The sequence below is a fragment of the Pluralibacter gergoviae ATCC 33028 = NBRC 105706 genome (genome assembly GCF_001598855.1).
Classification (GTDB): Bacteria; Pseudomonadota; Gammaproteobacteria; order Enterobacterales; family Enterobacteriaceae; genus Pluralibacter; species Pluralibacter gergoviae.
Map to the genome: position 1 here is coordinate 136,377 of NZ_BCZS01000013.1, position 19,355 is coordinate 155,731.

Below are 19,355 nucleotides of genomic sequence, written 5' to 3' on the forward strand. Positions count from 1 at the left end.
TTACGCCGCGGGAGGGGACGGGTTTTACAGTCTGCGGCCGGTGAGTGATTGAATGTTAAATAAAGACGCTTTTCCTTTGTGATAGGATTCACTTTTTTTAAACAAGCAAAATAAAAGTTGATAACAATCCTCTACTATAACCAGATTAATTCAGGCTGGGGTCGGGGATGAAAGACGTCGTTATCGTAGGTGCGGTTCGCACGCCCATAGGCTGCTTCCAGGGGGCGCTCTCCTCTTTTACCGCCGTGGAGCTGGGCAGCGTGGTGGTGAAGGCGCTGGTCGAACGCAGCGGGCTGGATCCGCTGGCGGTCGATGAGGTGATCCTCGGCCAGGTGCTCACCGCCGGCGCCGGGCAAAATCCCGCCCGCCAGTCGGCCATTCGCGGCGGCCTGCCGAATACGGTCTCCGCCATAACCATCAACGATGTCTGCGGCTCCGGCCTGAAGGCGCTGCACCTCGCCACCCAGGCGATTCAGTGCGGCGAAGCCGACGTGGTGATCGCCGGCGGGCAGGAGAACATGAGCCGCGCTCCGCACGTGCTGACCGACAGCCGCACCGGCGCCCAGCTCGGCAACAGCCAGCTTATCGACAGTCTCGTTCACGACGGCCTCTGGGACGCCTTCAACGACTACCACATGGGCGTCACCGCCGAGAACCTCGCCCGCGAATACGGCATTAGCCGGGAACTGCAGGACGCCTGGGCGCTCAGCTCTCAGCAGAAGGCGCGGCGGGCCATCGACTCCGGCCGCTTTCGCGATGAAATTGTTCCGGTTGTGAGTGCGCAGAGGGGCATAAAGGTCGATACCGATGAGCAGCCCCGCACCGACGCCAGCGCCGAAGAGCTGGCGGGCCTGATCCCGTCTTTTGACGTCTCCGGCTCGGTGACGGCGGGCAACGCCTCCTCGATTAACGACGGCGCGGCGGCGGTGATGATGATGAGCGAAAGCAAAGCGCAGGAGCTTGGTCTGCCGGTGCTCGCCCGCATTCGCGCCTTCGCCAGCGTCGGCGTCGATCCCGCCCTGATGGGCATCGCGCCGGTGTACGCCACCCGCCGCTGCCTGGAGCGGGTCGGCTGGCAGCTCAGCGAGGTGGATTTGATTGAGGCCAACGAGGCGTTTGCCGCCCAGGCAATCTCCGTCGGCCGCGAGCTGGAGTGGGACGAGAGCCGGGTTAACGTCAACGGCGGCGCTATTGCCCTCGGCCACCCGATCGGCGCTTCCGGCTGCCGCATTCTGGTATCGCTGGTGCATGAGATGATCAAGCGCAAGGCCCGCCGGGGGCTGGCAACGCTGTGCATCGGCGGCGGTCAGGGCGTAGCCCTGGCGGTGGAGCGGGAGTAGCTACTCGCCGCCGGCCCGGGCGCCGCGCCGGTAGAGGGTACTGCGCGCGACGCCCAGCGCCTGCGCCGCTTTACTGATGTTGCCGTTATAGCGCGCCAGCGTTTCCGCAATCAGCCGTTCATCCTGCTTTTGCCGCTCTCCTCCCGCGTCGTGTTCCGTCTCACGGTATTCCGCCGGCAGGTCGTCATTGTCCAGCTGCGTATGGTCATCCGCCAGCGCCAGCAGCACCTTCAGCACGCTGCGCAGCTGGCGTACGTTGCCCGGCCAGGGGTGGCGCGCCAGCGTGGTGACCAGCGCCGGGGCTAGGGTGATACCGCGCACATCGCCTCCCAGCTCGTGCCACAGCCGCTGGATAAAGGCGGGCAGGGCGGGCCACTGCCGCAGCGGCGGGATGGTCATGGCAAACTCCTGCAGGCGGTAGAGCAGATCCTCGCGAAACTCGCCGTCGGCCACGCGCTGCGCCAGATTGCGGTGGGTGGCGCAAATTACCGCGAAGTTTACCGGCCAGCTGCGGCTGCCGCCCAGCGGAGCAACCTCTTTCTCCTGCAGCACGCGCAGCAGCCGGGTCTGCAGCGCCAGCGGCATATCGCCGATCTCATCGAGGAACAGCACGCCGCCGTCGGCTTCGCGGATCTTGCCGATATAGCCATTTTTGCTGGCGCCGGTAAAGGCGCCCGGCTGGTAGCCAAACAGCTCGGATTCGATCAGCGACTCCGGAATCGCCGCGCAGTTGATGGCGACGAATTTGCCCTCGCGCCAGCGGCTGTGCCGGTGCAGGGCCTGGCTGATGAACTCTTTACCGCAGCCGGTTTCGCCGTGAATGCACAGCGATACGCCGGCGTTGAGCAGGCGCACCATCTTTTCGCCGTCGCGGCCCCCGGAGAAGGGAAACACCGGTCCGGCAGCGGGCGGCGCGGCGCTGACCGCGCGCTGCGCCGGCGCCCGCAGGCGGACATAGAGGCGACCGTGGCGGGGGCTATCAACCGGCAGCGGCACGCTGTTGGGGCTCTGCTGCAGCGTCGGAAAGAGCTGGCTGAAGGTCGCGCTGCCGACCCGCTCACTGCTTATCCCCAGGGCTATCAGGGCCTGACGGTTGGCGGCAGTCAGCAGATTATCGGAGAACACCAGCAGTCCCTCTTCGGCGCTGTCGAGCTTCCCGAGCTGCGGATGCACGCTCACCAGCCACTGCTGCGGGTGCAGACTCTGCTTAACCCACAGGTACTCAATCTGCTTCGCGGCGGCCTGCACCCACGCCAGGGTGTCGGTGTGGGCGAAATGCGCCGGGCCGGAGACATCCAGCACGCCGGCAACGCGGCCGTCGGGCGCCTGCAGCGGCATTGCCGCGCAGTAGAGGTCCTGATTGCTGGCGAGGAAGTGCTGGCGACCTTCGATTTCGCAGCTATCGTCAATGGCCAGCGCGGTACCGATGGCGTTGGTGCCGCGGCCGCACTCGCTCCACAGATTGCCGGGCGCCAGCGCCACGCGCTGCGCTTTCTGCATGGCGTGCAGATTACCGAAGGTGTGCATTACCCAGCCGGTGGCGTCTGAAAGGACCACCACGGCCTGTTTATCGGCCATACGCCGGGCCAGCCCGTTCATCACCGGCTGAGAAAGCTGCTGCAGGCGGGCGTTGCTGGCGATCAGATCCACCAGCTCTCCCTTTGCAAGGCGGGGGAAGTCGTCCGCCGTGCGCTCCAGCCCATAAAGCTGGCTGCGCGACCAGGAGTCGCTCAGCAGCGGCGTGTCGCGACCGGCGGGGGTGGCTGAACCGTTATCCTGCATTGCTCACCTCAGGGCTGAAAAGGAAGTGTTGCGACATTGTAGCCATAAGGTTTTATTCGTGTTGCGATACGCAACACAGAAGGCGATATTTTGTTCATGAAGGGCACGTTTCTTGAACGTGAATTTATTTAACTTATTAATAAATAATAATTTATTTTTGAACGAAAAAAGCTGGCACGACGGATGCACTCCCTACTCAAGGCGCGCGAAAGCAAAAATGAATATGCCGCCGTTCCTTAACCCTACAGAAGGAGTTTGCGATGCGTTACGCACATCCCGGCCAGCCCGGTGCCCTGTTCAGCCTCAAGGCCACCTACGGCAATTTTATCAACGGCCAGTTCATCGAGCCGCTCAGCGGCAATTACTTTATGAACACTTCGCCGGTAGACGGCAGCGAGATTGGTCAGTTCCCGCGCTCCGATGCCCGCGACATTAACCTGGCGCTCGACGCCGCGCACCGGGCCGCCGAGGCCTGGGGCAAAACCCCGGCGGCCCAGCGCGCCAATCTGCTGCTGCAGGTTGCCGACCGCATTGAGGCCAATCTCGAACTGCTGGCGGTGGTTGAGAGCTGGGACAACGGCAAGCCGGTGCGAGAAACCCTCAACGCCGACCTGCCGCTGGCGGTGGATCATTTCCGCTACTTCGCCGGCTGCCTGCGCGCCCAGGAGGGCAGCACCGCCGAGATCGACGAAAATACCGTCGCCTATCACTTTCACGAACCGCTGGGCGTCGTCGGACAGATCATTCCCTGGAACTTCCCGCTGCTGATGGCCGCCTGGAAGCTGGCGCCGGCGCTGGCGGCCGGCAACTGCGTGGTGCTCAAGCCCGCCGAGCAGACGCCGCTCAGCATCACCTTCCTGCTGGAATTGATTGGCGACATCTTCCCGGCGGGCGTGCTCAACGTGGTGCAGGGCTTTGGCAAAGAGGCCGGCGAGGCGCTGGCGACCAGCAAGCGCATCGCCAAGATTGCCTTTACCGGCTCCACGCCGGTGGGCCGCCACATCATGGCCTGCGCGGCGGAGAACATTATTCCCTGCACCGTCGAGCTGGGCGGCAAGTCGCCCAACATCTACTTTGCCGACGTCATGGACGGCGAAGAGTCGTTTATTGATAAAGCTGTTGAGGGACTGGTGCTCGGCTTCTTCAACCAGGGCGAGGTCTGCACCTGCCCGTCGCGGGCGCTGATCCACGAGTCCATCTATGAGCGGTTCATGGCGCGGGTGATGGACAAAGTGGCGGCGATCCGCCGCGGCGATCCTCTTGATACCGACACCATGATCGGCGCCCAGGCTTCCCGCCAGCAGTTCGACAAGATCCTCTCCTACATCCAGATAGCGAAGGAGGAGGGCGGCCAGATCCTGACCGGCGGCGATCGCGCGAAGATCGCCGGCGATCTGGATAACGGTTTCTACATCCAGCCGACCCTGATCAAAGGCACCAACGAGATGCGCAGCTTCCAGGAGGAGATCTTTGGCCCGGTGATCGGCGTCACGACCTTTAAGGATGAAGCGGAAGCGCTGGCTATCGCCAACCAGACCCAGTTCGGCCTCGGCGCCGGGGTCTGGACCCGCGACAGCAATCTGGCCTACCGCATGGGGCGCGGGATCAAGGCGGGACGCGTCTGGACCAACTGCTACCACATCTACCCGGCGCATGCGGCCTTCGGCGGCTACAAGCAGTCCGGCGTCGGACGTGAGACCCACAAGATGGCGCTCGACGCCTATCAGAATACCAAGAACCTGCTGGTCAGCTACAGCGTGGAACCGTTAGGTCTGTTTTAAACCTCACCCTGTTTACGGAGCATGATGATGAATATGAAAATTAAAACCACCATGAAAGCCGCAGTTGTGAAGTCGTTTGGCGAACCGTTAGTGATTGAAGAGGTGCCGGTACCCTCGGTCGGACCGGGACAGGTGCTGGTCAAAATTGCCGCCACCGGCGTCTGTCATACCGACCTGCACGCGGCGGAGGGCGACTGGCCGGTGAAGCCTAACCCGCCGTTTATTCCCGGCCACGAAGGCGTGGGCAATGTGGTCGCCGTCGGCGACGGCGTCAAACACCTGAAGCTTGGCGACAGGGTCGGCATTCCGTGGCTCTACTCCGCCTGCGGCCACTGCGAGCACTGCCTCGACAGCTGGGAGACGCTCTGTCTCTCTCAGCAGAACGCCGGTTATTCCGTTAACGGCAGCTTTGCCGAGTATTGCCTGGCGGACGCCAACTACGTCGGCATCATTCCCGATAACCTGGAGTTCAACGAAGTTGCGCCGATCCTCTGCGCGGGCGTCACGGTCTACAAAGGGCTGAAAATGACGGATACCAAACCCGGCGACTGGGTAGTGATCTCCGGCATCGGCGGTCTCGGCCACATGGCGATTCAGTACGCGGTGGCGATGGGTCTCAACGTGGCCGCCGTCGATATCGACGACGCTAAGCTGGAATTTGCCAAACGCCTCGGCGCAAGCGTGGTGGCGAACGCCAAAAACGTCGATCCGGCGAAGGTATTCCAGGAGGAGTTCGGCGGCGCCCACGGCGTGCTGGTCACCGCCGTCTCGCCGAAGGCGTTCGAGCAGGCCATCGGCACCATGCGCCGGGGCGGCACGATGGTCCTCAATGGCCTGCCGCCGGGCAAATTCGATCTCTCTATCTTTGATATGGTGCTGGACGGCATCACCGTGCGCGGCTCTATCGTCGGTACCCGCAAAGATCTGCAGGAGGCGCTGGACTTCGCCGGCCGCCACAAGGTGAAGGCCAATATCGCCGTCGAGCCGCTGAGCAATATCAACGATATCTTCGCCCGCATGCACGCCGGCAAGATTGAGGGGCGGATTGTGGTGGATTTGGCGCTGTAGGTTATTAACAGATGAGCGAAACCTGGATGGCAGGTTTCGCTCTGTTATGTTGCTATCGGCGTTATGGGAGCTCAGTACGATGAAGCTGCCGTGAATGATCTGGCCCAGCATATACAGGAGCCTATTTCCTGACGTAGCTTCAGGTTCAATGAGGATGAGACGGGTACGGGTATCGTCAATCTTCGTGCGCCAGTAAATGCCCATTCAGTGCCTGTCAGAATTAAAGCTCTGTCATCAGTGGTAACAAGCCAAGATCCAGAAGCTTGATTTCAATATCGTTAGATTTGCCGATGTGTTCTTTATTGTTACCATCGAATATATTCTCAGTAGATACAAAGATAGTACCTTTCTGTTTCTCGCCCTCCATTACCGGCACAACTCGGACTGCTTCTGGAATTAACCCAGTCAAGATTATGTATGGAATGTATAAAATCCAACCTACAGCCAGTCTGTCAGGGAACACATTCCGCCGCAACAGATTGTATCCATTTGAATCGATGCTCATATAGGAACAATCAAAAAATAAAGCGAGATGTGATACGAAGGATATAAATCGACACAATAGGTTCTCTTCATTACTTACAACTAAACTTAATTCCACTGAAACTCTATTTTTTTCATCATAAAACATTTTTCTATAAGAGATACCACAGCTATTTTCATCATCATTGGCATCCCATACGCCATCAACAAACATTGGCATATTTTTTTATATCGGCGTTCCCATTTCAAACGAGTGTTATCTGTTATACTTCCATTCTGAAATGCCACCTGATTGAGAGCTTGTTTTCTGGAGAAACCCGTTTCATACCAATCCTTTTCCATCTGAGACAAATTATTAATTTGTGCTATGATAAAAATAAAGTGTTCAATTATTTGTGAAAGCTTAATGTCATCATCTTTGATACGAAAATCAAAATTTACTACAAAACGTGTGCCCATAATCAAGGCTCCCATCTAACAATAATATATTTAAATCTTATGAAGATTTTTGAAAAATAGTAGCAACTCATCGGCTGCATAAAAATCCAGACGATTTTTAATGGATGATTAACTGTCGCAACAGCTTGATGACGCCCGGCTTGATTAATTGCACTGTTATCCCCTCGCCACCAATCTTTCTTTGTACCATCCGCCCGAAAAAACTGATCATACCGCGCCTTGGCCTCCCGGAACTGGCACTGCTTATCCTTCCAGCCGTCAAACGATACGCCGCAGTATTTAAACTCCTGTATCTGCCGCGTTTCAGGATTATAAAACGTGCCGCAGATGCGCGTCTGGTAGCTTATCGTTACCCTGCTCCAGCGCGCGCAGCGCCTGACCATCGGCATGACTTTACCCTCCGGCGGACACATCTGGCAGCGTGCTTCATTCGTTTCAGACCGTGCGCCGGTTTTGATTTCAATCCCCTCATAACTTACGGCCTCGGTATGATCCATATCGTCTTCCCAGAAATCACCGTGGGTTTCCGCGCTGACCTCCATTGGGTCGTCCAGGGCCGGGTCGTAAGGTTTTCCCTGATAAGTGAATCCTCCGCTTCCTCCGGCGCGTGCACCGCTGAATGACGGATCAGGCATGTCGTTGTCCCAACCACCGTCACTTTTTGCTCCCGGATAGCGGGGAGCGCCCACCGCGCCACCTGCGGTTCCGACGCTGCCTGCAGCACTGCTTCCCGTACCAAAAATCCATGCCATCAGCGTCCTCTCCTTTCCCTGTTTATCACCACATGCTTAAAATCCTCCAGACGCTGGTCCGGAGAGTTACCGTTGGGCGTTTTCAGCCACCTGTCCACTTCCGGCTTCAGGTAAAAACCCGGATAAATCGCCTCCAGCATCAGAAAATCGCGCCGCACATTTTTTTCCTTCAACGGCAGCGTGTTCGCCCAGGCGAGCGCTGCGCTCAGGCGGGCGTGAAAGGTATTGTCGTCCTCATCCATCACCGGAAATTTCTTTCTCAGCCGCCGGGCGGTATCGTGGACGAAATCCTCATCCGCCATTTTTTCCATGCCCGCGCACTGGGCCTGCGACAGATTCAGCATAAAAACGTCCTTTGTTTAAATGACCAGGGCTTCCCGTCCACCGTGGTTGTCCACTCCTGAACGGGGGCGGTCAGCCTGTGACGCTGCTGGCTGGTACGCTTTGGTGACCTTAATTTTTCTATATAACATTTTGATATTTTATTTTATGCTTTATCACAGTTCAGTCATAAGCGGTAACAAACCAAGATCCAAAAGTCTAATTTCAAGATCATTAGATTTGGAAATATGTTCTTTATTTGATCCATCAAAAATACCTTCAGTTGATAAAACTATGGTACCTTTCTGTTTATCACCATCCATAACAGGAATAACTTTATCTGCTTGTGGCGCTAGGTTTGATAAAATAACGTGAGGAATATACAACATCCACCCCACACAAATTCGGTCAGGAAAAACATTATTCATTTTATTCCAGTAACCATTTGTATTTATTGATGCATAAGCATTTTTTTTATTATGAACTAAAGAATATAAGAATTTAATCACTTTACTTGTAATTATCTCACTTTGATTACAGGTGATAATAATATCCAAACTGGTTTTTTTTATATCTTCAATGTGTTTTTTTATATAATTTATTGAGCATAGTTTATCATCAGTTTCACCATCCCATATTCCCTCAATTATTAGTGGGTAGTCTTTTTTTAATTGTTTACGCCATCTTTCAACTACCTCTGGGCCAGCCTTGATATGGTTAAAGACCACATGTTCAAGTGCTTTTTTTCTTGAGTATCCTTTCTCATACCATTTTTTCTTTTTTTCTAATAATGTATCTATTAACTCAGAAACATAAAACAACTCATCGAGACATAGTGTAACATCTGGAGATCGAGTATCTTCATAGTAAACACTCACTGATATTCTCATCATGGCTTATACCTTGTTATTATATCTTTAAAGTCTTTAAACATTTTCGAAAAATATCGATAACTTACAGGTTGCATAAAAAACCATACAACCTTTAAAGGTGGATTAACCGTCGCAACAGCTTGATGGCGAGAACCTTGATTTAGGCCACTTCGATAACCTTTCCACCAGCCCTTGGGATCACCAAAAACATCAAAAAACTGATCATACCGCGCCTTGGCCTCCCGGAACTGGCACAGCTTATCCTTCCAGCCGTCAAACGATACGCCGCAGTATTTAAACTCCTGTATCTGCCGCGTCTCAGGATTATAAAACGTGCCGCAGATGCGCGTCTGGTAGCTTATCGTTACCCTGCTCCAGCGCGCGCAGCGCCTGACCATCGGCATGACTTTACCCTCCGGCGGACACATCTGGCAGCGTGCTTCATTTGTTTCAGACCGTGCGCCGGTTTTGATTTCAATCCCCTCATAACTTACGGCCTCGGTATGATCCATATCGTCTTCCCAGAAATCACCGTGGGTTTCCGCGCTGACCTCCATTGGGTCGTCCAGGGCCGGGTCGTAAGGTTTTCCCTGATAAGTGAATCCTCCGCTTCCTCCGGCGCGTGCACCGCTGAATGACGGATCAGGCATGTCGTTGTCCCAACCACCGTCACTTTTTGCTCCCGGATAGCGGGGAGCGCCCACCGCGCCACCTGCGGTTCCGACGCTGCCTGCAGCACTGCTTCCCGTACCAAAAATCCATGCCATCAGCGTCCTCTCCTTTCCCTGTTTATCACCACATGCTTAAAATCCTCCAGACGCTGGTCCGGAGAGTTACCGTTGGGCGTTTTCAGCCACCTGTCCACTTCCGGCTTCAGGTAAAAACCCGGATAAATCGCCTCCAGCATCAGAAAATCGCGCCGCACATTTTTTTCCTTCAACGGCAGCGTGTTCGCCCAGGCGAGCGCTGCGCTCAGGCGGGCGTGAAAGGTATTGTCGTCCTCATCCATCACCGGAAATTTCTTTCTCAGCCGCCGGGCGGTATCGTGGACGAAATCCTCATCCGCCATTTTTTCCATGCCCGCGCACTGGGCCTGCGACAGGTTCAGCATAAAAACGTCCTTTGTTTAAATGACCAGGGCTTCCCGTCCACTGTGGTAGTCCACTCATGAACGGGGGCGGTCAGCCATCACTGTAGGTTAGACTGAACGCACCGGATGATCTTCAAGTCCGTTTCCCGCACTGGGCGATAATTTCATACGGCGTATGAAACTAAAGTTCCGTCATTAGTGGTAAAAGCCCAAGATCCAGAAGTCTTATTTCTATATCATTAGCTTTTTCGATGTGATTTTTATTGCTTCCATCGAATATTTCTTCTGTTGAAACTATAATTGTTCCTTTTTGCTTATTATCATCGAAAATCGGTATGATTTTTGCTGCTTCGGGGATTAATTCAGACCGGACTATATGGGGTATGTATAACATCCATCCTATATATATCCTGTCAGGAAAAACATTGCGATCATGACGCCAATAGCCTTTTGAATCAACCTTTATCCATGCTTTGTTTTTTCCGCTAGCTAATAGCACCAATGAATCAATCATGTCTGCCGCACTTGCAACCCTCTGATCAATATCTATAATAAAATTTAATTTTTTAGGATTGTCTATAAACTTCATAAAATGAGATATCGAGCAAGATAGTCCATCTGGTTGACCGTTCCATATGGATTCATTAACTAAAGGATGATTCTTTTTATAATGCCGCTCAAAAACATCTAAGATATTTTGGTTAGACTTGCCTTCATTAAATACGACATGCTTTGAAGCATCTTTTCTTGAGTGGCCCGTTAAGTACCATTTTTCGTCATATCGTGTTAACTTTCTAACTACTAATGTGCCTCTGTATAGTTCATTCAAACAATCATCTATTGTTATGTTGCATTCTTTCACTGCATGCATATTTATTGACGTGTTAAAAAATTCAATCATGGTTGCCACCTCGTAATAATATCCTTGTAGTCTTTGAATATTTTTTTGAAATATTCATAGCTTACAGGTTGCATAAATATCCAGAGAACTTTTAATGGCTGATTTACTGTTGCAACAGCCTGATGGCGGGAAGCTTGATTTATTGCACTTTGGTTACCAGTCCACCAAGGTTTCCTCGAGCCATCCGCCCTAAAAAACTGATCATACCGCGCCTTTGCCTCCCGGAACTGGCACAGCTTATCCTTCCAGCCGTCAAACGATACGCCGCAGTATTTAAACTCCTGTATCTGCCGCGTCTCAGGATTATAAAACGTGCCGCAGATGCGCGTCTGGTAGCTTATCGTTACCCTGCTCCAGCGCGCGCAGCGCCTGACCATCGGCATGACTTTACCCTCCGGCGGACACATCTGGCAGCGCGCTTCATTCGTTTCAGACCGCGCGCCGGCGTTGATTTCAATCCCCTCATAGCTTACGGCCTCGGTATGATCCATATCGTCTTCCCAGAAATCACCGTGGGTTTCCGCGCTGACCACCATCGGCTCGTTCAGGGCCGGGTCGTAAGGTTTTCCCTGATAAGTGAATCCTCCGCTTCCTCCGGCGCGTGCACCGCTGAATGACGGATCAGGCATGTCGTCGTCGTCCCAACCACCGTCACTTTTTGCTCCCGGATAGCGGGGAGCGCCCACCGCGCCACCTGCGGCTCCGACGCTGCCTGCGGCACTGCCTCCCGTACCAAAAATCCATGCCATCAGCGTCCTCTCCTTTCCCTGTTTATCACCACATGCTTAAAATCCTCCAGACGCTGGTCCGGAGAGTTACCGTTGGGCGTTTTCAGCCACCTGTCCACTTCCGGCTTCAGGTAAAAACCCGGATAAATCGCCTCCAGCATCAGAAAATCGCGCCGCACATTTTTTTCCTTCAGCGGTAACGTATTCGCATATGCGAGCGCTGCGTTCAGGCGGGCGTGAAAGGTATTGTCGTCCTCATCCATCACCGGAAATTTCTTTCTCAGCCGCCGGGCGGTATCGTGGACAAAATCCTCATCCGCCATTTTTTCCATGCCCGCGCACTGGGCCTGCGACAGGTTCAGCATAAAAACGTCCTTTGTTTAAACGACCAGGGCTTCCCGTCCACCGTGGTTGTCCACTCCTGAACGGGGGCGGTCAGCCTGTGACGCTGCTGGCTGGTACGCTTTGGTGACCTTAATTTTTCTATATAACATTTTGATATTTTATTTTATGTTTTATCACAGTTCGGTCATAAGCGGTAACAAACCAAGATCCAAAAGTCTAATTTCAAGATCATTTGCCTTGGCAATATGCTCTTTATTTGAGCCATCAAAAATATCTTCGGTTGATATAACTATAGTACCTTTCTGTTTATCACCATCCATAACAGGAATAACTTTAGCTGCTTGTGGCACCAAGTTTGGTAAAACAACGTGTGGAATATACAGCATCCACCCTACATAAATTCTGTCTGGAAATACGTTATACTTATTGAGTTTATAACCCTTTGAGTCTACCGCCACATATGCTTTGTTTCTTGTGCGCGCCAAAAACATCACCATGGAAATCATTTTTTCAGTGTTTTCCATCTTTTCATCCATGCCAATAACAAACATTCCTTTTTTAGGGTTAAGAATGAACATCATATAATGAGAAATAGAGCAAGATTCGCCATATTGCTCGCCATCCCAAAGACTCTCATTAATTAGTGGTTTGTTTTTTTTATAATGCTTGCTGACTATGGTAATTGCATTTTTAGTTGGCCCGTTATCATCAAAGGCTATATTTTCTAAGGCGTCTTTTTTCGAGTGGCCAGAGAAAAACCATGTTTTCCTTTTCTCTAGAAGCTTTTCCATTTCTTGTGAAATTTCAAACATGCCATTAAGACATCCGTTAACTTGAATATCATCATCGTTTTCGAAGTAAACATTTATTTCCGTATTGTATAAAGTATTCATGGCATCCACCTAGTTGTAATGTCTTTAAAGGGAGTAAATAGTGCTGAAAAATACTTTTCGCTTAAAGGCTGCATAAATATCCAGATGACCTTTAAGGGCTGATTTACTGTTGCAACGGCTTGATGTCTAGAAGCTTGATTTATTGCGCTAACATTACCAGTCCACCAACGCTTCTTGGTCCCATCAACATTAAAAAACTGATCATACCGCGCCTTTGCCTCCCAGAACTGGCACAGCTTATCCTTCCAGCCGTCAAACGATACGCCGCAGTATTTAAACTCCTGTATCTGCCGCGTCTCAGGATTATAAAACGTGCCGCAGATGCGCGTCTGGTAGCTTATCGTTACCCTGCTCCAGCGCGCGCAGCGCCTGACCATCGGCATGACTTTACCCTCCGGCGGACACATCTGGCAGCGCGCTTCATTTGTTTCAGACCGTGCGCCGGTTTTGATTTCAATCCCCTCATAACTTACGGCCTCGGTATGATCCATATCGTCTTCCCAGAAATCACCGTGGGTTTCCGCGCTGACCACCATCGGCTCGTTCAGGGCCGGGTCGTAAGGTTTTCCCTGATAAGTGAATCCTCCGCTTCCTCCGGCGCGTGCACCGCTGAATGACGGGTCAGACATGTCGTCGTCGTCCCACCCACTGTCGCTTTTTGCTCCCGGATAGCGGGGAGCGCCCACCGCGCCACCTGCGGCTCCGACGCTGCCTGCGGCGCTGCCTCCCGTACCAAAAATCCATGCCATCAGCGTCCTCTCCTTTCCCTGTTTATCACCACATGCTTAAAATCCTCCAGACGCTGGTCCGGAGAGTTACCGTTGGGCGTTTTCAGCCACCTGTCCACTTCCGGCTTCAGGTAAAAACCCGGATAAATCGCCTCCAGCATCAGAAAATCGCGCCGCACATTTTTTTCCTTCAGCGGTAACGTATTCGCATATGCGAGCGCTGCGTTCAGGCGGGCGTGAAAGGTATTGTCGTCCTCATCCATCACCGGAAATTTCTTTCTCAGCCGCCGGGCGGTATCGTGGACAAAATCCTCATCCGCCATTTTTTCCATGCCCGCGCACTGGGCCTGCGACAGGTTCAGCATAAAAACGTCCTTTGTTTAAATGACCAGGGCTTCCCGTCCACCGTGGTTGTCCACTCCTGAACGGGGGCGGTCAGCCTGTGATGCTGCTGACTGTCGAGCGTGCCGGCGAGCCTGAGCAGAACGCGCGGGTCCTGCAGGCGCAGCAGGGCGGCCTGCCCGTCGGGCAGAACGATATTCATGTTTTGCTGCAGATGAATAACCAGCGTCTGCGCGGCTGTTGCTGTCGCCAGCCACGATACCGAGGGCAACGCGGCCTCAAGGACTGCGAGCTTTTCCTGAGAACCGGTCATATCACCAATCCGGATGAGCCAGGGACCGGCAAAGGCAATCCGGGAATCCGGCGGTTGGTCAAACAGGGGGGCAGTGATATGTTGCTGAAAAAAGAGCGGCTCGCCAAAGCAGCGCTCATACTGGAGGCCATCCACCAGGGCATAGAGTGAGATATTCGTCGCATGGATAAGCTGCCGGACGGCATACCCGACGCTGAGACCGGTCATTCCCGCCCCCTGACAACGAACGTGTCGCCGTTCATCGCGGCCTTCATCAGACAGCTGAGGCATATCCCGCCGCCTGCTACGGCGGGGAACGGCAGCTCATTGCGCTTCGCAAAAAGCGTCCTCGGCGCCCGCCGGATATAGCTCGCCACCGTCCCGTACTCTATCCTTCCCGCCTCCAGCCGCAGGTAGCTTCCGCCCCCTATCAGCGTCACCCGCTTTTTCCCGGCAAACAGCACGTCTTCCGTGGAGCTTACCGTCAGCTTCTTCTGCGCAAACAGCTGCAGCTTCCCGTTCTGCGCCTGCATCTCCACCGGGCCTTCGCCCGACTTCAGGCTCAGCTGCCCCGTGCGGGCAAACAGCCCCAGCTTTTCGCCCGCCAGCGCCGTCATGCTGCCCATCGCGCCGACGCTGACGTCGCCCCCGGCGTTAATCGCCACGTTCTTCGCGGCGGTAAGCTGCACGTGCTCCCCGCTGGCCAGCGCCATCCCCTCCGGCGCCGAGAGCAGCAGCGCCTGGTTGAGCGGCTTCAGCCGCTCCGCGAACATCGCCCGCTGGCTGTCAATATCGGCCTTCAGGGCCCTGGCCTGCTCTGCGGCCATCTCCAGCTGCGCCATCCGTTCCTGAAGCTGCTCAATCTCCTTCAGGGCGGCGTCCATATCCAGCACCTCGCCCTGCGCCTTCGGCTGGCCGTCGGCGCTGATGAACAGCCCCTTTCCGGCGCGGAGGACCCCGTACTCGTCGGTGCGCAGCTCGGCGCCCGCGCCCCGCTGTTCCTCCCGGTTATCCACCAGGTGGCCGGCGTTAAGCTGGGTTTTGCCGTACTCCGTGGCGAGCTTGACGTGCTCTTCCTGCCTTCTGTCCTCCATCCGCAGCTTGTTGTTCGCCGGCGTGCGCAGCACGTTGCGGGTGTGGTTGTCCCGGCTGACCGGGTCCGGGTGCTCTGAGTCGTGCATGGCGTGGGAGATATAGGGCAGGTCGATGTCGCCGCTGCTGAAGGCAACCGCCACCTCGGCGCCGTCGATGAGCGGGGTGTGCCAGCCGTAGGTGTCGCCGCCGTACGGCTTTGCCATCCGCAGCCACAGGTAGGCGTAGCCCTGCTCCCCGGTGCTGCGGTCAAAGTCCAGCCGCACCCGGTAGCGGCCGTGCTCGTCCAGCCAGGCACAGGTGTCGCCCTTCTCCCGGCTCTCCACCCGCGCGGGCAGGGTGCCGTGCACCTCCGGGCGCGGGTACGCCACCGGACGGTAGCAGTAGTTTTCAGCGTAGGGCATTCCCCACAGGGAGACGTGCAGCCGGGAGTCCCGCGAGGCGCGAGGCGTTGCTGAAGAGGTGTATGCGGGCAGCGCCGTTAAGCGTCCGCTCGTGGCGGATGCGGGCGTAAAAGGCCCCCGTTTCCGGATATACTGTCCCTGGCGGTGGTGAACTCAATCCTTCAGCGGAATTATTCGCTCAGGGAGCCTGTTAGAGTTCACTAATTTTAGGTAGTTCACCATGCGACGAGAGTTCTATCTCAATATTATTTGCTATGTTAATGTCATCAGTTAAATTTCCATTGAAATTATCTTTAGAAATAATAAGAGTCCCGGGATTGTTATTACAATAAATAACCTCTGATGCGTTTAACAAACAATCTCTATTAATTATTTTTGGTAAGTATAACATCCACCCCACTGATAATCTATCATCAAATACAGATCTCATTCTTAGATCATATTGTTCAGTATCTAGCAATACAAACTTAAACTCCCAAGCATTTATTGTTAAAATGCGCATTATGAAATTAATAAATGTATTTTTGTCATGAGTTCCCGATAATGATTTCATTGTAAGCGTCAAATAATATCTTTTAGTTGAGACCGCTGGCGTATTCATCACCCATATAGTTAACACGCTGTCATCTTTGTTTTTATCGGCCAACACAAAATTAAATACATCATCTTCATTCATAAGAGTGTCTACATACTTCAAAGCTTCTGCTGTGACTCTTTCACTTTTAATAGCTATCATTTCATTCATCGGATGTGCGATTAACCATTCCGCGGGCTTTTCTGGCCAATTTGGTATTAAATTGATGAACTTAGATACTTCATCAAATATTTCTATAGCACTTGCCTCATTTTTCCTATAGAAAATAAATTGCATTTTATAAAACATAAACACTGCACCTCATTTAAACTCAGGAAATATTTCCGTTATAAAGTTAGAAGGCATTGATTTATGGAAAACATCAATTTTAAATCCATTCATCAAAAAAATCTTTTTGGCATGAGCATAGCTTATAGGCTGCATAAAGTACCATTCTAATCTTCCTGGCGGCATCCCTTCTAATGCAACAGCATTTTGTGCTTTTGCCTGCTTCAAAAACGGACCTTCCTTTCCATATTTCAAATTCATAAAAAACTTCATTTCCCCATATTCATCGAAAAACTGATCATAATTAGCTTTTGTTTCTTTTAATACACATTCTTTTGGACTAAACCCATCAAATGCAACACCATAAGTCCATTCCATTACTTTCATAATCTGAAAATATATCGGAAAATGACAGATATAATATTGATAAGCAATGCTTACTTCTGACCATCCAATAATATTCTGTAACGTTACTTCGCCCTTTGTATAAACACACTGCTCACATCCTTCTTCACTTAATTCCTTGATCAAGGATTTTGATTCAGCTTCCACTTTCTCCATTTCGCTCAAATATGCAGCACGCCTTACTTCCATATCTTGGATAATGCTTATAATCCCACCAAGACGCCCTCTTCCAGTTCGCGGGAAAATGCCTATCCTTCCTGAAGGCGTAGGATATATTACCCCTGTATCACTCATGAGTGCCTCTCGTTAGTCTGTTAAATACATTATCACTAATTTGTCGATACTTAATATATTCCCTTTCAACACTCTCCTTTCCATGTAATAACCAGCTCTGCATCTCTTCCGTTTTGTAAAAATAAGGCTCAAAAGCACTTAGGATTAGAAAATCATTTCTAACACCCTTATCTTTAAATTCATGAAAAGTAACAAATTCATCTGCATCTTTCAAAATTATCGGTAATTGCTCATTATCAGAAAGAGAGGGGGCATTTTTCCGTATTATACTGCATATGTTATCTATATAATTTACCGTTTCTTTTTCAGATAAAATCGCAAGCTGTTTTTCAGTAAATCTCAACATTCTTCACTCCTTGTCCAAATGTCAGTTAACTTCTCTGTATGTACTTGCTCTATGCAGAGTTAAAACTCCATTCGAGCAGGAAGCCCATTCATGGCAACATGAGATAAGCCGATCATAATCAGCCTCTTCGAGAATAATTTTTATATCTGCCAGAACTCTTGGATCGTAAATCCTAAAAAAAGAATTCCGTCCATCTGGAAGTTGAAGATTTAAAAATTCACTTATATGCTTTACAAGCTTTCCTGACGATAAAGATGAAACAATCCATGAGACTGACGGCAAAGCTGATGACAACTCATTTATCCTCTCCCTGAGAAACACTGATGTATTGAGCCGCAATAACCATGGCCCCGCAAATGCAATACGTGAATCAGGCCAGGTATTAAAAAAAGGCATTGCGACGTTTCTTTCAAATTTCAACTCTTCACCATAATGACGCTCATATTGCAACCCATCAACAAGAGCAAACAATGAACTGAAAGGATAAGAGATTAAATTTCTCATAACAAAGTTATATGAACTGTTATCCACTACTTTTCCCCCACTACTTTTCCCTTACAATAAAAGCGGTTCCATTCATCACAGCTTTCATTAAACAGCTGAGGCATATTCCTCCACCCGCCACTGCCGGGAAGGACATTTCATTGCGCTTCGAAAAAAACGTCCGCGGCACCCGCCGGATATAGCTTCCCACCGTCCCGTACTCTATTTTCCCCGCCTCCAGCCGCAGGTAGCTTCCGCCGCCAATCAGCGTCACCCGCTTTTTCCCCGCGAACAGCACGTCCTCCGTCGAGGTCACCGTCAGCTTCTTCTGCGCAAACAGCTGCATTTTTCCGTTCTGCGCCTGCATCTCCACCGGGCCTTCACCCGACTTCAGGCTCAGCTGCCCCGTGCGGGCAAACAGCCCCAGCTTTTCGCCCGCCAGCCCCGTCATGCTGCCCATCACCCCGACGCTGATGTCGCCACCGGCGTTAATCGCCACGTTCCGCGCGGCCGCCAGCTGCATGTGCTCCCCGCTGGCCAGCGCCATCCCCTCCGGTGCCGAGAGCAGCAGCGCCTGGTTGAGCGGCTTCAGCCGTTCCGCAAACATCGCCCGCTGGCTGTCAATATCGGCCTTCAGGGCCCTGGCCTGCTCTGCGGCCATCTCCAGCTGCGCCATCCGTTCCTGAAGCTGCTCAATCTCCTTCAGGGCGGCCTCCATATCCAGCACCTCGCCCTGCGCCTTCGGCTGGCCGTCGGCGCTGATGAACAGCCCCTTTCCGGCGCGGAGGACCCCGTACTCGTCGGTGCGCAGCTCGGCGCCCGCGCCCCGCTGTTCCTCCCGGTTATCCACCAGGTGGCCGGCGTTAAGCTGGGTCCTGCCGTACTCCGTGGCGAGCTTGACGTGCTCTTCCCCGCGCCTGTCCTCCATCCGCAGCTTGTTGTTCGACGGCGTGCGCAGCACGTTGCGGGTGTGGTTGTCCCGGCTGACCGGGTCCGGGTGCTCTGAGTCGTGCATGGCGTGGGAGATATAGGGCAGGTCGATGTCGCCGCTGCTGAAGGCAACCGCCACCTCGGCGCCGTCGATGAGCGGGGTGTGCCAGCCGTAGGTGTCGCCGCTGTACGGCTTCGCCATCCGCAGCCACAGGTAGGCGTAGCCCTGCTCCCCGATGCTGCGGTCAAAGTCCAGCCGCACCCGGTAGCGGCCGTATTCGTCCAGCCAGGCGTAAATGTCGCCCTTCTCCCGGCTCTCCACCCGCGCGGGCAGGGTGCCGTGCACCTCCGGGCGCGGGTAC

Annotated in this window: 23 protein-coding genes and 1 pseudogene; 3 read left to right on the plus strand and 21 right to left on the minus strand. The window is 53.0% G+C overall.

Features of this window, described 5'->3' with window-relative positions:
- The first annotated feature begins 167 nt into the window (after positions 1-167).
- Complete coding sequence (locus ENGE1_RS14630; protein WP_043082163.1) at positions 168-1,340, plus strand: acetyl-CoA C-acetyltransferase; 1,173 nt, start codon at positions 168-170, stop codon at positions 1,338-1,340.
- Here the strand turns inward: ENGE1_RS14630 and ENGE1_RS14635 are convergent, their stop codons facing one another.
- Positions 1,341-3,122 (minus strand): sigma-54-dependent Fis family transcriptional regulator, encoded by a 1,782-nt coding sequence (locus ENGE1_RS14635; RefSeq protein WP_043082164.1) that lies wholly within the window; start codon positions 3,120-3,122, stop codon positions 1,341-1,343.
- A gap of 260 nt (positions 3,123-3,382) precedes the next feature.
- On the opposite strand from ENGE1_RS14635, the gene exaC reads away from it, so the two are divergent.
- Positions 3,383-4,903: an acetaldehyde dehydrogenase ExaC gene (gene exaC / locus ENGE1_RS14640; protein WP_048254107.1), complete on the plus strand. Its 1,521-nt coding sequence runs from the start codon at positions 3,383-3,385 to the stop codon at positions 4,901-4,903.
- Between the two features lie 27 nt (positions 4,904-4,930).
- Positions 4,931-5,971 (plus strand): alcohol dehydrogenase AdhP, encoded by a 1,041-nt coding sequence (gene adhP / locus ENGE1_RS14645; RefSeq protein ID WP_045289082.1) that lies wholly within the window; start codon positions 4,931-4,933, stop codon positions 5,969-5,971.
- Positions 5,972-6,191: 220 nt separating this feature from the next.
- Here the strand turns inward: adhP and ENGE1_RS29495 are convergent, their stop codons facing one another.
- The 20 genes and pseudogenes from ENGE1_RS29495 to ENGE1_RS14735 form a co-directional block, all read right to left on the minus strand.
- The gene (locus ENGE1_RS29495; protein WP_230682742.1) at positions 6,192-6,476 is read right to left on the minus strand and encodes an Imm52 family immunity protein; all 285 of its coding nucleotides are present in this window, start codon (positions 6,474-6,476) and stop codon (positions 6,192-6,194) included.
- 86 nt (positions 6,477-6,562) lie between these two features.
- Complete coding sequence (locus ENGE1_RS28815) at positions 6,563-6,913, minus strand: hypothetical protein (protein WP_048254108.1); 351 nt, start codon at positions 6,911-6,913, stop codon at positions 6,563-6,565.
- A 2-nt stretch (positions 6,914-6,915) separates the two neighbouring features.
- On the minus strand, positions 6,916-7,665 hold the full coding sequence (locus ENGE1_RS14660; protein WP_064360639.1) for a Tox-REase-5 domain-containing protein: 750 nt from the start codon (positions 7,663-7,665) through the stop codon (positions 6,916-6,918).
- Positions 7,665-8,009 carry a hypothetical protein gene (locus tag ENGE1_RS14665; RefSeq protein ID WP_064360640.1) on the minus strand — a complete coding sequence of 115 codons (345 nt, stop codon included), beginning with the start codon at positions 8,007-8,009 and terminating at the stop codon, positions 7,665-7,667. Before ENGE1_RS14665 ends, ENGE1_RS14660 begins: the two co-directional genes overlap by 1 nt.
- 153 nt (positions 8,010-8,162) lie before the next feature.
- Positions 8,163-8,879, minus strand: a complete 717-nt coding sequence (locus ENGE1_RS27025; RefSeq protein ID WP_072065306.1) for an Imm52 family immunity protein — start codon at positions 8,877-8,879, stop codon at positions 8,163-8,165.
- Entirely contained in the window at positions 8,876-9,625 is a 750-nt protein-coding gene (locus tag ENGE1_RS14670) for a Tox-REase-5 domain-containing protein (protein WP_048254111.1), read from the minus strand. The genes ENGE1_RS27025 and ENGE1_RS14670 overlap by 4 nt, the downstream gene beginning before the upstream one ends.
- Positions 9,625-9,969 (minus strand): hypothetical protein, encoded by a 345-nt coding sequence (locus ENGE1_RS14675; protein ID WP_064360640.1) that lies wholly within the window; start codon positions 9,967-9,969, stop codon positions 9,625-9,627. The genes ENGE1_RS14670 and ENGE1_RS14675 overlap by 1 nt, the downstream gene beginning before the upstream one ends.
- A gap of 160 nt (positions 9,970-10,129) precedes the next feature.
- Positions 10,130-10,849: an Imm52 family immunity protein gene (locus ENGE1_RS14680; RefSeq protein WP_048254112.1), complete on the minus strand. Its 720-nt coding sequence runs from the start codon at positions 10,847-10,849 to the stop codon at positions 10,130-10,132.
- Complete coding sequence (locus ENGE1_RS14685; protein WP_064360641.1) at positions 10,846-11,598, minus strand: Tox-REase-5 domain-containing protein; 753 nt, start codon at positions 11,596-11,598, stop codon at positions 10,846-10,848. The genes ENGE1_RS14680 and ENGE1_RS14685 overlap by 4 nt, the downstream gene beginning before the upstream one ends.
- A complete protein-coding gene (locus ENGE1_RS14690) occupies positions 11,598-11,942 on the minus strand; it encodes a hypothetical protein (protein ID WP_048255418.1) in 345 nt (114 codons plus the stop codon). Before ENGE1_RS14690 ends, ENGE1_RS14685 begins: the two co-directional genes overlap by 1 nt.
- Before the next feature lie 153 nt (positions 11,943-12,095).
- Entirely contained in the window at positions 12,096-12,815 is a 720-nt protein-coding gene (locus ENGE1_RS14695; protein ID WP_048255397.1) for an Imm52 family immunity protein, read from the minus strand.
- Positions 12,812-13,564 (minus strand): Tox-REase-5 domain-containing protein, encoded by a 753-nt coding sequence (locus ENGE1_RS14700; protein WP_064360642.1) that lies wholly within the window; start codon positions 13,562-13,564, stop codon positions 12,812-12,814. Before ENGE1_RS14700 ends, ENGE1_RS14695 begins: the two co-directional genes overlap by 4 nt.
- Positions 13,564-13,908: a hypothetical protein gene (locus tag ENGE1_RS14705; RefSeq protein ID WP_048255418.1), complete on the minus strand. Its 345-nt coding sequence runs from the start codon at positions 13,906-13,908 to the stop codon at positions 13,564-13,566. The genes ENGE1_RS14700 and ENGE1_RS14705 overlap by 1 nt, the downstream gene beginning before the upstream one ends.
- Positions 13,902-14,405, minus strand: a complete 504-nt coding sequence (locus ENGE1_RS14710; protein ID WP_053075618.1) for a DUF4123 domain-containing protein — start codon at positions 14,403-14,405, stop codon at positions 13,902-13,904. The genes ENGE1_RS14705 and ENGE1_RS14710 overlap by 7 nt, the downstream gene beginning before the upstream one ends.
- Positions 14,402-15,827 (minus strand): annotated as a pseudogene (locus ENGE1_RS14715) (DUF2345 domain-containing protein); the annotation flags it as partial. The gene ENGE1_RS14710 and the pseudogene ENGE1_RS14715, both read right to left, overlap by 4 nt.
- A 36-nt stretch (positions 15,828-15,863) precedes the next feature.
- Positions 15,864-16,556 (minus strand): Imm52 family immunity protein, encoded by a 693-nt coding sequence (locus ENGE1_RS14720; protein WP_064360644.1) that lies wholly within the window; start codon positions 16,554-16,556, stop codon positions 15,864-15,866.
- A 12-nt stretch (positions 16,557-16,568) separates the two neighbouring features.
- The gene (locus tag ENGE1_RS14725; protein WP_073971316.1) at positions 16,569-17,234 is read right to left on the minus strand and encodes a restriction endonuclease fold toxin 5 domain-containing protein; all 666 of its coding nucleotides are present in this window, start codon (positions 17,232-17,234) and stop codon (positions 16,569-16,571) included.
- On the minus strand, positions 17,227-17,580 hold the full coding sequence (locus ENGE1_RS14730; RefSeq protein ID WP_048255354.1) for a hypothetical protein: 354 nt from the start codon (positions 17,578-17,580) through the stop codon (positions 17,227-17,229). Before ENGE1_RS14730 ends, ENGE1_RS14725 begins: the two co-directional genes overlap by 8 nt.
- 21 nt (positions 17,581-17,601) lie before the next feature.
- Complete coding sequence (locus ENGE1_RS27030; RefSeq protein ID WP_146144444.1) at positions 17,602-18,111, minus strand: DUF4123 domain-containing protein; 510 nt, start codon at positions 18,109-18,111, stop codon at positions 17,602-17,604.
- 13 nt (positions 18,112-18,124) lie between these two features.
- Positions 18,125-19,355: DUF2345 domain-containing protein (locus ENGE1_RS14735; RefSeq protein WP_155731555.1), on the minus strand; the 1,231-nt coding region annotated here is incomplete at its 5' end.